Annotated in this window: 12 protein-coding genes; 6 read left to right on the top strand and 6 right to left on the bottom strand. The window is 63.2% G+C overall.

What is annotated here, in order from left to right:
- Positions 1-6 precede the first annotated feature (6 nt).
- The 5 genes from NKH59_RS25355 to NKH59_RS25335 all read right to left on the bottom strand — a co-directional run bounded on the left by NKH59_RS25355 (position 7) and on the right by NKH59_RS25335 (position 5,216).
- Positions 7-747: a gamma-glutamylcyclotransferase gene (locus NKH59_RS25355; protein WP_352746985.1), complete on the bottom strand. Its 741-nt coding sequence runs from the start codon at positions 745-747 to the stop codon at positions 7-9.
- Between the two features lie 113 nt (positions 748-860).
- Positions 861-1,895, bottom strand: a complete 1,035-nt coding sequence (locus tag NKH59_RS25350) for a hypothetical protein (RefSeq protein WP_352817400.1) — start codon at positions 1,893-1,895, stop codon at positions 861-863.
- Positions 1,895-2,875, bottom strand: a complete 981-nt coding sequence (locus NKH59_RS25345) for a hypothetical protein (protein WP_023674370.1) — start codon at positions 2,873-2,875, stop codon at positions 1,895-1,897. Before NKH59_RS25345 ends, NKH59_RS25350 begins: the two co-directional genes overlap by 1 nt.
- A 142-nt stretch (positions 2,876-3,017) precedes the next feature.
- Positions 3,018-3,170: a hypothetical protein gene (locus NKH59_RS25340; RefSeq protein WP_352474399.1), complete on the bottom strand. Its 153-nt coding sequence runs from the start codon at positions 3,168-3,170 to the stop codon at positions 3,018-3,020.
- Between the two features lie 663 nt (positions 3,171-3,833).
- On the bottom strand, positions 3,834-5,216 hold the full coding sequence (locus NKH59_RS25335; RefSeq protein WP_352541563.1) for an FAD-binding oxidoreductase: 1,383 nt from the start codon (positions 5,214-5,216) through the stop codon (positions 3,834-3,836).
- Positions 5,217-5,442: 226 nt separating this feature from the next.
- Between NKH59_RS25335 and NKH59_RS25330 the strand changes: the two genes are divergently transcribed.
- On the top strand, positions 5,443-6,450 hold the full coding sequence (locus NKH59_RS25330; RefSeq protein ID WP_352926185.1) for an AraC family transcriptional regulator: 1,008 nt from the start codon (positions 5,443-5,445) through the stop codon (positions 6,448-6,450).
- Between the two features lie 131 nt (positions 6,451-6,581).
- On the opposite strand, the gene efp is transcribed toward NKH59_RS25330, so the two are convergent.
- Positions 6,582-7,148 (bottom strand): elongation factor P, encoded by a 567-nt coding sequence (gene efp / locus NKH59_RS25325; RefSeq protein ID WP_023674374.1) that lies wholly within the window; start codon positions 7,146-7,148, stop codon positions 6,582-6,584.
- 114 nt (positions 7,149-7,262) lie between these two features.
- Here efp and epmA point away from each other — a divergent pair, with 114 nt between their 5' ends.
- From epmA to NKH59_RS25300, 5 genes are all read left to right on the top strand, one after another.
- The gene (gene epmA, locus NKH59_RS25320) at positions 7,263-8,309 is read left to right on the top strand and encodes an EF-P lysine aminoacylase EpmA (RefSeq protein WP_353023440.1); all 1,047 of its coding nucleotides are present in this window, start codon (positions 7,263-7,265) and stop codon (positions 8,307-8,309) included.
- A 349-nt stretch (positions 8,310-8,658) separates the two neighbouring features.
- On the top strand, positions 8,659-9,348 hold the full coding sequence (locus NKH59_RS25315; RefSeq protein ID WP_352685493.1) for a DUF8692 domain-containing protein: 690 nt from the start codon (positions 8,659-8,661) through the stop codon (positions 9,346-9,348).
- Between the two features lie 253 nt (positions 9,349-9,601).
- Entirely contained in the window at positions 9,602-10,945 is a 1,344-nt protein-coding gene (locus tag NKH59_RS25310; RefSeq protein ID WP_352685492.1) for a TldD/PmbA family protein, read from the top strand.
- The gene (locus tag NKH59_RS25305; protein WP_352873244.1) at positions 10,932-11,750 is read left to right on the top strand and encodes a 3'(2'),5'-bisphosphate nucleotidase CysQ; all 819 of its coding nucleotides are present in this window, start codon (positions 10,932-10,934) and stop codon (positions 11,748-11,750) included. Before NKH59_RS25310 ends, NKH59_RS25305 begins: the two co-directional genes overlap by 14 nt.
- Before the next feature lie 61 nt (positions 11,751-11,811).
- Positions 11,812-12,057, top strand: coding sequence for a DUF4170 domain-containing protein (locus NKH59_RS25300; protein WP_023674378.1), 246 nt, complete (start codon positions 11,812-11,814; stop codon positions 12,055-12,057).
- Positions 12,058-12,060 lie beyond the last annotated feature (3 nt).

The raw sequence follows: 12,060 nt of genomic DNA, 5'->3' as shown, positions 1-12,060 counted from the left end.
TCTGGCTCAGGGACGAATGAAGCCCGATCGCAGCGCCCGACCGATCTCCTCGGCCACAAGTTCCTGCAACTGCCAGAGATTGCGGTCGCGGATGCCGCAGGTGTCGAGATGGCGAATGGTCTCGAACAGATATTCGGCGCCCGAACCCCAATGGCCGACGGCCGTGGCCAGGGTCGCGGCTATCGCTCGCTTTTCGAGCTTGCCAGCGTAGCGTGGATTGGCGGGATCGACAACGAAACCAAGCGCTTGGCACATGCCGTCGCCTGTCCTGACCTGCAGCCAGCGCGGCACGTTGACGGCCGGCAGGATGGTCATCTCGCGGCGCAGCAGCGTTTCGAGATTGGCCGCTACCGGCTCGGCGATCTCGAACACCATGCCCTGGCATTGGCCGCCGCGGTCGAGCGCCATCATCAGGCCGGGCTGCTCGATCGTGCCCCTGAAGCGCTGCACTGTAAAACAGAACGAACGGTGCCAGCCCGTCGCCACGGCCCGTTCGCCACCCCTGACCTCGCCGGCCGGCTTCCACAGAAGCGAGCCATAGGCGAACAGCTTCACCGGCCCGCCCGGCGCGCCGGCCAGCACCTCGTCGCGAATGCGCGCGTAATCGGCATCGGTCATGTAGACCATGCCCGGCGTCGGCCCGGCATCCTCGACCGCACGCAAGGTGCGGGCGACCAGCGCCTCGGTCAGCGCCATCGGTGTCTTGCGCGGCGAACGCCGTGATGCGGCGGAAATGACCTTGCTCATCCTCATGCTCTCAGCCTCGCCGCCATGTTGCCGAAGGCTGAAGGATTCTCAAGGGCCGAGTAAACCAGCGCGGTATCGGGATTCGAACTATCGTGTCCAACAGCCTGACTGGCTTAGTGCGGAGGCTGATCTGGCCGGACGGTGTCGTTGCAGCCGTCAACATAGGGATGGACCGACCACCGGGAGCGGGGCCGGGCCTGTTGCGCCTTGGTGAGCGGATCCTGAGACTGCGCGTAGCCGTCCTGGTAGCCCCGAACGATTTCGTCGATATCGTCGGGCCAGTCGCCGTCCCATGGCCGTCCCAGAATCTGGGCCTGCTGGACCGGATGCAGTTCGTTGTGGCCTTCATGAAAGCTGTCGTGGATGTGTCCGGCATCATAGACCCACCGGCCGGTCACCCCCAGGATTGTCGCTCCGGTTCCGTCGCCCTTGTTGGTCTCGATGCTCGGCAAGCCGGCATCGCTCGGACTGGCGGTGTCCGAACTGCTGAAGGCCGCGCCGAGCAGCGAGGCGAGCAAGGCGAGAAGCGCCAGCACGTAGGCAACGACCGCGCCGACGCCCGACATGCATACCGCCAGCGCAATCAATGCCGCGGCTAGGGCGAGGATGTTGACGGTCTGCAGGTCATGGATCGATGCCCCTTCTAACTCCACATGCAGCGCCTCTGACTTTACTCCGGTCACCTTGTCCTCCGCCGGGTTCCCCGTGAACAGAAAGCCGTGCGAGGAGGTGATTGCGTTTTCGGCCATCAGATAGCCGAACGGGGCACTGGCGGCGGCAACGGCCTGGGAGACGCCCACCGGGTTGTTCGGCAGCAGCAAATTGAGGCTGTAGTCGGAGTCCAGGCTTCCTGGCCAGGTCTTTTCCGACGGCGGCTCGATGCTGATGACCATGCCGACGATACTCACCGGCTCGCCCAGGCAAACCAGCCGTTTGTTGAGCCACCAGTCGCAATAAGCGAGAATCCACACAATCTCAGTCACCACCAGCGCGATCGGTATGCACCACGGCTCGCCCATCGCGACCACCACCACGACCATCACGGCTGCGAATATGCCGCTGGTAATCGCCGCGCTGATGTACTGGTTGACCGAAATCACCTCGTCGGCGGTCGTGCACTTGGTCCAGGATTTGTCGTCGGTGGCCATCACGGCTCCAAGCTGCTGAGGACGGTCAAGGTGACGCCGCCGCTGGCGCGGTCACCCTCGTCAAACGCATTCAGATTGAGGGCTTGCCGGCCGGTCCAGCCGTCCGGCGGCGTAGCGACCGCCGTGATCGTCACCTGTTCGCCCGGCGCCAGCGACGGCAGGTCAGGCGAAATCTCGACCTTCCAGCCCGGCGGCAGGGGATGAGCTGACGGCAAGTGTGCCGCCAACCGGCGCTTTTGCTCCGCCTTGGCGGTCTCTTCCGTTGGCTGCCGGTCGTCGCGACAGGGGCCGAGCGGCGGAATGGTGTAGGCATCGACGGTGAACCGGTACCGATGCGGCCGACGGGTAGCGTTGCGCAACTCGAATTGAAATGTTGCTGGCGACTGGGCCAGTCCGACATCGGTATTTTCTTGCCCGAGATTGTTGGCGAAATTGGCGTCATCGGCCGGGTCGAGCAAAGCTTGCAGGCAATAGTGACCTGCTTGCCGCGGCGTATGCCAGTCGAAGGAGACGAACCCAGGCTGGCTGGCGGATCCGATCACCCCGACCGAGACCGGCCTGGTGGCTATCGGATTCGACACGGTTCCGATGCCAAACGACAGATAGGACAGATGGACCGGCATCTTGACGACGACGGCATCCGGGGAGGCGTTCCAGACGCGAACCCGCACCTCGTAGTCGGTGTCCGCCTGCAACCTGCCGGCGGGAACGGGCACACCACCCTGGCGTAGCTCGATATCGGGATTATCCCAGGTGACCGCGAGACCAAGGCCGATCAGGTAATACTGATCGTAGATCAGCGGGTCAGGCCGGCAGAAAGCAGGGTGATCGATCGGTACGCAATGCGCCCGGGACCCTTTCTGGTCGACCCGGCGGTCGCCCCCTAGCCGCCACCGGCGACAGAAACGGCGAGCCATCTCGATCAGTGCCGGAATCCAGGCGGAGAACAGTGCTCGCAGGATTGCCGCTATTCCTCGCATCGACTTCCCCTCTGAAGCTAACGCAGGGCAACGCTCTGATAACAACGGGATTCGCGCGGCAACAGTGAATTGGCGTGTCAGACGACTGGTGCCGTTTGTACTCTGGTCAGACGAATAAAGCTGGGCTCGAACGGTACGCGGGCTATTTCCGCGCGAAGAAACCGCGCGCGAACTGCACGATGTGCTTGTGGAATGCGAGCGCCAATATTGCGACAACGGCAAGTATGTAGAGAGCTTCGGTCGATCCGTCGCCGCCGTCAGGGGAAATACCAAACCAACTCTCGATGAAATCCATGAACAGATTCCCTCCGCGCAAACTTGCGACCGATGTTCAGCATAGCTCTTCAGCTTGTCCCGGTGTCAAGTAGGGATGCATTGCCATCCACATAAATCCAGTAAAGACCGTTGTGTCGAATTGTCTGCTGCCGAATTGTCTGCTGTTTGTCGATAAACCTGAGAATTTGCCTAAAGATTGCTAAAAAATTGTCGCGGCTTATTGATGCACAACTGAAGGAAAGCTTTGTATCTCGGTCATTTCCGGGTCATTTTGTCGATCATGTGCGAACGATCCAGTCAATGATGGTGTCGCCAAACAGGTCCGGACTTGTGCATGGACAGTACGCGGCCCACCACGATCAGAAACGCGGGGTAGCCTGAAAAGCAGCCAGCATGGCTCATTGGACGCCATTCGGCGGTCGTCTGGCCTGGTTTCAAATGTAGTCAGCTCTCGAACGTGCCCCGCGGCGTCGTCACGCTGTCGGCTGTTGACAGGAAAGAGGCGTTTGAAAAATCACCGGCGGTCGAGGCAGCAAAAGTCACCATGCCGTATTTCGCCCGGGACACCACGATTCCGGCGAGATGCTGGTCTGGATCAGAGCGTCCTGACCGGCAAGCTATCGTACCGGCCGAGCCTTAGCTGGGCCGGCCGGTACGCTTGCCGGCCTGACGAGAGGCGCCGTCAAGCAGCCGGTCGAATGTTTTGGTTCACCCGGAAGAGGTTGTTAGGGTCGTATTTCTTCTTCAGCGTAGCCAGGCGCTCATAGTTGTCGCCATAAGCCGCCTTGAGCCTTGCATCGCCCTCGTCATCCATCATGAAGTTCAGGTAGGCGCCACCCAGATCGAACGGATGCACGGCCTCCCAGTAGGCCTTGGTCCAGCGCGTCACCGGCCCCGCTTTCTGTGGGTCCGGATCGATCCCGGCGATGACCATCGACCAGGTCGCATCACGGTAATTCCAGGGTGTCTCGTCTTTGCCGACGCGATGGACCGCACCATCGATCGGGTAGAGATGCATGAGCGATAGCTCGCTCGGCGTCTTCGCCGCCTGCTCGAGATGGGCGTCGATCGCCTCGTCGGACAGCGTCTTGACGAAATCGCCCCGCCAGTACCACTGCATTCCCTTCGGGTAGAGCCCATCGAACATGCTCTGCACCGCGGGATAGGGCATCGTTCCCATCCAGTTGAACCAGGGCGCGGGCAGCGCATCGAGCAGCGGGGCCAGCGCCTCTCTGCCCTTTTCCTCCGGGCCGTTGTAGCAGCACATCAGCAGACACATCCGCTTTCCCCAAAACTCTTCCGGGAAGGGTGCGCTCGAGAGGACGGTCTTGAGCCCGAGAAAGATCCCGAGTTCTTCGGGCGCGTTCGGCAGGAACTCGCGATAATGCTGCATGATGGTGCGGGCGTGGCGCTGATCCCATGCGATCGGCCCCGCAAAGACCATGCTGACCCGGTGGAGCCTGAACACAAAGCTGGTGACGATGCCGAAATTGCCGCCGCCGCCGCGAAGCGCCCAGAACAGGTTGGGGTTCCGCTCCTTGCTGGCGGTGACGAAGCTTCCGTCGGCAAGCACGACATCGGCCTCGACCAGATTATCGATGGTCAGGCCATATTTGCGCGTCAGATAGCCATGGCCGCCGCTCAGCGTCAGTCCGGCGACCCCGGTGGTCGAGATGATGCCCGCCGGTACGGCCAGGCCAAAGGCATGGGTGGCATGGTCGAGGTCGCCCTGAGTGCAGCCCGGGCCTACCCGCGCCGTGCGGGCATCCGGATCGACGCGCACGCCGTTCATCGCCGACAGGTCGATCACCAGACCGTCGTCGCAGCTCCCCAATCCTGGTCCATTATGGCCGCCGCCACGTACCGCAACCAGCAAATTGTTGTCGCGGCCGAAATTCACCGCTGTGATTACATCGGCGACGTCGACACAGCGGGCGATGATCAGCGGCCGCTTGTCGATCATGCCGTTGTAGAGCTTGCGGGCTTCGTCATAGCGGGCGTCGCCGGCGCGGATGACTTCGCCTCGCAGGCTTGCTGCGAATTTGGTGATGTCTTCATCGTTCATGACATTCCTCCCTGTTATTGGACCTGTCGGCCGGCCGATGAAACGCTAATCCCGTCCGCTGTTCCCGCAAATGTCACATCGTCCATTTCTGTTGCCCGATCGTTCAGAGTAGGATTAGACCGGATGGATAGTTGCTCGGGCGGCCATATTGCCGGATAGTTCGAGATGCCTGGCGGAAAAACTCGTTGTCAAAGGGAGTAGCCGATCGTTTCCGGAGGTGTAGTGCATGGATGTCCTTTCCGATGTGCTCCGAGCCGTTCGCCTCACCGGGGCGATCTATTTCGACGTCGACGCCAGCTCTCCCTGGGTTGGCGAGTCGCCGGGCACGGCCGACATTGCCGCCGCCGTCATGCCGGAGGCAGAGCACATCATTTCCTTTCATGCCGTGATGTCGGGCTCGTGCTGGGCCGCGCTGGGAGACGATTCGGTGCCGCCGGTGCTCGTGAACGCCGGTGATGTCGTTGTCTTCCCCGGTGGTGTTCCGAACGTGTTGAGCTCCTCGCCGGGGGCGCGGGGCGAACCCAATATGGCGATGTATTATCGGCCGATAGACGAGAGCCTGCCGTTCGCGGTGATCCATGGTGGCGGCGGAGACGAGCGGACCCGGTTCATTTGCGGGTATCTTGGCTGCGATGCACGTCCCTTCAATCCTCTCCTGGCCGCATTGCCGGCCATCCTGTGTGCCCGCAAGCCCGCCGATGGAAGCAGCTGGGTTATCGACCTTTTTCGGCTGGCGCTGGCCGAAGGTGGCAGTGGGCGGGCGGGCTGTGAGACGATACTCGCCAAGCTGAGCGAGCTGATGTTTGTCGAGATCATCCGCCGCCATCTCGAGACCCTGCCCGACGATTCGCGCGGCTGGCTGTCAGGCCTACGGGATCCACATGTCGGCGAGGCGCTCCGGCTCATCCACGCTCGCCCCGGGGAGGAATGGACATTGGACCGGCTCGCCCGCGAAGTAGGGCTCTCGCGCACGGCGTTTGCGAGCCGCTTTACCCACTATGTCGAGGTCTCTCCCATGCACTATCTTGCTCGCTGGCGTCTGCAACTGGCAGGACGCTTGCTCGAACGCCCCGAAATGAGCATCGCGCAAGCGGGTGCCGAGGTCGGCTACGAGTCGGAAGCCGCCTTCAATCGCGCCTTCAAAAAGTTCGTCGGCATTCCACCTGGCACCTGGCGAAAGGGACGGTCGGCGTTGCTCGAGGCTCAGAGATTGCCCGCTGGCGTCGTGCAATAGGAAAGAACTGGCAGGGCGTTGACGCTTCGGTCCGCGTAAAGCGTCCCAATGCTCGAAAGCCCCTGCCACAAAGCGGTTGACGATGACCGGCAGCCTCGACGCGTTCGGCGAGGCGTTTCAGGCCTCGCGCCTCAATCCTTCGCGCGCTCGACATAGGCGCCATCGGCGGTCATCACCACCACGCGGGTGCCAGCGCTGATGTGTGGCGGCACCAGGGTACGCACGCCGTTGGACAGCGTTGCCGGCTTGTAGGACGAGGACGCCGTCTGGCCCTTGGTCACCGGCTCGGTCTCGACCACCTCGAAAGTGGCGCGCTGCGGCAGTACCAGCGAGATGGCGATGTTGTTGTATTGCGAGATCTGCACCGGCATGCCTTCCACCAGATAGGGCGCCATGTCGCCGACCACGCTTTCCGGCACCGCGACCTGGTCGTAAGTCTCCGGATTCATGAAGTGAAAGCCTTCGCCGTCACGGTAGAGGAACGTGTGCTCGCGCTCCTCGACATAGGCGCGCTCGACCTGCTCGGTGGTGCGGTAACGCTCGGAAACCTTTACCCCGTCGGAGATACGCCGCATGTCGAGCTGGGTGACCGGCGTACCCTTGCCAGGATGAATGTTTTCGGCAAAGAGGATCACATAAAGCTTGCCGTCCTTTTCGACGACGTTGCCTTTGCGTAAGGAGCTGGCGATGACCTTCACGGGTTTCCATCCTGATAAAATTTGTTGGCGCAAATCGGCTGGAGAGGCCGTTGCGTGCGGCCTAGCGCATCTTGGCCGCAATCGCCAGTCCTCTGTGCAATTCCCCTGAAGCCGATGACCGCCGCCTCGCCGTGGTGGACGCCGCATGTCCACGCCGACCGCCGGCCGCGGCTGATCCTGCGCAATGCCATTGCCGCCGGGATGCGCGACTGGTTCGCCCGCCGCGACTTCGTCGAGGTGGATACATCGGCCCTGCAGGTCTCGCCCGGCAATGAAGCGCACCTGTCGGCCTTTGCCACCGAGGCGATCGGGCCGGACGGGCAGCGCCAGCCGCTCTACCTCCACACGTCGCCGGAATTCGCCTGCAAGAAGCTGCTTGCCGCCGGCGAGGAGCGCATCTTCAGCCTCGGGGCTGTCTGGCGCAACCGCGAGCGCGGCCCCTTGCACCATCCTGAGTTCACCATGCTCGAATGGTACCGTGTCGGCGAGACCTATGAGAGCCTGATGCGCGATTGCGCCGAGCTCGTAGCGCTGGCGGCCGAACGGGCCGCAGCGAAGCGTTTTAGCTTCCGCGGCCGCGAGGCCGATCCGTTCGCCGGGCCGGAACGGTTGAGCGTCGCCGAAGCCTTCATGCGCCATGCCGGCATCGATCTGCTGGCGACGGTTGCAGCCGATGGCAGCACCGACCGCGCGGGGTTGCATGCCGCCCTGGTCCAGGCCGGATTGCGGACCGCGCCCGACGATAATTGGGCCGACCTGTTCAGCCGGGTGATGGTCGAAAAAATCGAGCCAGCGCTGGGGCAGGGGCGCGCTACCATTCTTTTCGGATATCCGATCTCGGAGGCGGCATTGGCCCGGCCGAGCGCCGACGATCCACGCACCGCCGAGCGTTTCGAGCTCTATTGCTGCGGCGTCGAGCTCGCCAACGCCTTTGGCGAATTGACCGATCCGGCCGAGCAGCGCCGACGCTTTGCCGCCGAAATGGATGAGAAGCAGCGCGTCTATGGCGAACGCTACCCGATCGACGAGGATTTCCTCGCCGCGCTCGCCATCATGCCGCAGGCGAGCGGCGCGGCGCTCGGCTTCGACCGGCTGGTGATGCTCGCCACCGGCGCGCTCAGGATCGACGACGTGATCTGGACGCCGGTGGCTGGTCCCTGAGGAAGGTTGGACAAGCCGATCTCGCCCGGCTTGAAAGCCAGGATCAGATGGTCGGTCCAGGCCGCCGCCGGCTCCGTCGAGCCAGAAGATTGGCGACGACCAGGAGGATTATCGACAGCCCCATCATCAGCGTGGCGGCGGCGCTATTGCCGGGGAGAGCTTTCGCGCAAGCCGATGAACATTTCGAGCGGCATGGTGCGTTGGTTGGCGCTGGCCAGGAACTGCACCGCGACGACCTCGTCATGTGCGAGACGCTGCAACCGTTCCGTGTGTTGCCACGATCATGGTGGGCCGGCATAGTGCTGGCGGGGTTCTCGGCGCCGCGGAGCTATCGGCCGTCGTACTCAGAATGGCCTTCGGCACAATGCCAGACAAAAACGCGCTGAACGCAAAACATAGCAGCGAATGGACAATGTCCTGGCGCCTGGTCATACTTGCGGCCGTGGCGATTAATGTTGTGATGCTCTTGGCCGCGCTGTTCGTCGCGCAAACTCTTGGTCTGGACGCTACAATCTTCTATCGAGATCCATCTGCAGCCGCGGATGTCGGCTTCTATACGGGGTGGATTTCGTCCCTAGGTGCTTCACTGTGGATCGGCACCGGCGCGGCGACCCTGTTTGCCGGTCTGCTCACGCACCGATGGGATTGCACGTTTCTCGGCGGCCTTACCTTGGTCATGGGCCTCGATGACCTGTTGTTGATCCATGAGGACGTGCTGCCGTTTGTCGCGATACCAGAGATTGTTACGATGATTGCCTACGCCGTCGCCGGGTTGTTCTGGTTCTTTCGGCTGCGACGGAAGACATTCGACGGCTCGATCGTATTTGTGGCCGCAGGCTTCTTACTCGCGATGTCAGCAGCGATCGACCAGCTGGGAGAGCTGTTTCCTAGCCCGGGTTCGGCGGTCGACATCGCCGAAGACGCTGTCAAAGAGCTTGGCATCTTCCTTTGGGCGGCAGGTGCCGTCGGGTACGCGGCGATGGTGACACGGTTGGGCCGCCCGTGGGTGGATCCAGCCGATCCCAACTCTACAGGCTGACGGTCGCACACGCCGCATCTTCGACTCGTCGCCGGCAGCGGTGCCGCCGTCGCGGCTTTCGGTCACGGCCACCTCGGATCTAAGCCGTCCTTTGTGCGTCTGGAAGGACGCACCATCTCTGGATCGGTCGCGCTGACCTGGGGCTAGATGCCTCCTGATTGTCCGCTTCTCCCATTGCAGAAGCGGCATCGGGACAATAGATGGTGCAGCAGCGGCTGCCCTTCAGCCGGCCGGAAATAACAGGATCATGCGCATGACCGATACGCTCGACGCAGCGAAACTGACCGATCGCGTCGCGGCCCTGGTCGAGGCTGCCAAACGGGCCGGCGCCGATGCCGCCGATGCCGTTGCGGTACGCGGCCGCTCGACCGGCGTGTCGGTGCGGCTTGGCAAGGTCGAAGGCACAGAGGCGTCCGAGAGCGAGGACGTCTCGCTGCGCGTCTTCGTCGGCAAGCGGGTAGCCAGCGTTTCGGCAACAGCGGCATCCGACCCCAATATGCTGGCCGAGCGCGCGGTCGCCATGGCCAAGGTGTCCCCCGAGGATCCCTATCAGGGCCTCGCTGACTCGGCCTTGCTGGTCAAGAAACCGCGCGACCTCGATCTGTTCGACGCCACCGAGGTGTCGGCGGACCAGTTGAAGGAAGCAGCGCTTGCCGCCGAAGCGGCGGCGCTTGCCGTCAAGGGCGTCACCAATTCGGCCGGCAGTGGCGCCAGTGCCGGGCTTGGCGGCCTGGTGCTCGCCACCTCGCACGGCTTCGTCGGCCATTACGTCGCCTCGCGTTTTTCGCGCTCGACCAGCGTGATCGCCGGCGAGGGCACCGGCATGGAGCGCGACTACGAATTCTCCTCGCGCCAGCATTTTTCCGATCTCGACGCGCCGGAAGACATCGGCCGCAAGGCCGGTGAGCGCGCTGTACGCCGCATTGGCGCGCGCAAGGCGGCGACCGGGCCTGTCGACGTGGTGTTCGATCCGCGTGTGGCGCGCGGCATTGCCGGCCACCTTGCCGGTGCCATCAATGGCGCCGCGGTGGCGCGCAAGACCAGCTTTCTCCGCGACATGATGGGCAAGAAGGTGGCTTCGGCCGCAATCACCGTCACCGACGAGCCGCTCCGGCGCCGTGGACAGGCCTCGCGCCCGTTCGACGGCGAAGGCGTCGAGGGCGAAAAACTGTTCATGGTCGACAAGGGCGTGCTCAACCACTGGTTCCTGTCGACTTCGGCGGCTCGGGAACTCGGCCTCGTCACCAATGGGCGCGGCTCGCGCAGCGGCTCGTCGGTCTCGCCGTCGTCGACCAATCTCGCCATCGAGCCCGGGGAAAATACGCCGGAAGAGCTGATCAAGTCGCTCAAGACCGGCTTCTACGTCACCGAAGTGTTCGGCCAGGGCGTCGACATGGTGACCGGCGAATATAGCCGCGGCGCTTCCGGCTTCTGGATCGAAAATGGCGAGCTGGCCTATCCCGTCGCCGAGGTGACCATCGCCTCCAATCTGAAGACGATGTTCCTCAACATGGTTCCGGCGAGCGATCTCGACCGCAATTTCGGCACCGCCGCGCCCACGCTTTTGATCGAAGGAATGACCCTTGCCGGAGCTTGACCCGGCCGTCTCGGCCGGCGCTACTGAAGACCTGCAGCTGTTGCGCGATGCCGCCCGCGAGGCGGGGCTCATCGCCATGCAATACTTCAACAACAATCCGCAAGTGTGGATGAAGGGCGGCACCTCGCCGGTCAGCGAAGCCGATCACGCCGCCGACAAATATCTGCGCGAGACCTTGCTGGCGGCCCGGCCGGATTATGGCTGGCTGTCGGAGGAAACCGTCGACGACCCGGTAAGGCTTGTCGCGCGCCGCACCTTCGTCGTCGATCCGATCGACGGCACGCGCGGCTTCCTCGAGGGCCTGCCCACATGGTGCGTCAGCGTCGCGGTGGTCGAGAACGGCCGAACGCTTGCCGGTGTACTCGACTGCCCGGCGAAGGGCGAAATCTATTGGGCGCTGCCGGGCGAGGGCGCATTCCTGAACGGCAGGCGCATCAGCGTGCGTCCGCCGGCGGAAACGGCCGAAATCGCCGGACCGAAGGCGATGATCGACCTGATGCCGGCGAAATGGCACAAACGGCTGAAGCGCGTGCCCTATATTCCTTCGCTCGCCTACCGGCTGGCGATGATCGCCGGCGGCCAGCTCGATGCCACCTTCGTCAAGGCCAACGCACATGACTGGGACATCGCCGCGGCCGATCTCATCCTGCGCGAGGCAGGCGGCGCCTTGCTCGATCGGCATGGCCGCGCGCCGCTCTATGCCGGCGAAGTGATCCGTCACGGACCGCTCGCCGCCGGCAGCGGCGAACTCCTCGCCGTGCTCGCCGGCGTCATCGCCGGGCTGACAATTGACCACTATCAATAGTTCCAAAGTCGGCGGCTTTGGTCTAGACCTGTCCCAAACTCACGATATGTGAAGGATCGACATGGCCGCTGAAGACGGAAAGAAGCAGCTTTTGCACCTAGTGTTCGGCGGCGAACTCAAGAAGCTGGGCGGCACCGAATTCCGCGATCTCGACGCGCTCGATATTGTCGGCATCTATCCGGACTACCAATCGGCGCACGCCGTCTGGAAGGCCAAGGCGCAAGCTAGCGTCGACAACGCCCATATGCGCTATTTCGTCGTTCACCTGCACCGCCTCCTCGACCCCGAAAACAAGGCTGTCGGTTGACAT

It is taken from the genome of Mesorhizobium sp. M0998, assembly GCF_040318885.1.
Lineage (GTDB): Bacteria > Pseudomonadota > Alphaproteobacteria > Rhizobiales > Rhizobiaceae > Mesorhizobium.
This window is presented reverse-complemented; position numbering and strand designations above follow the sequence as displayed.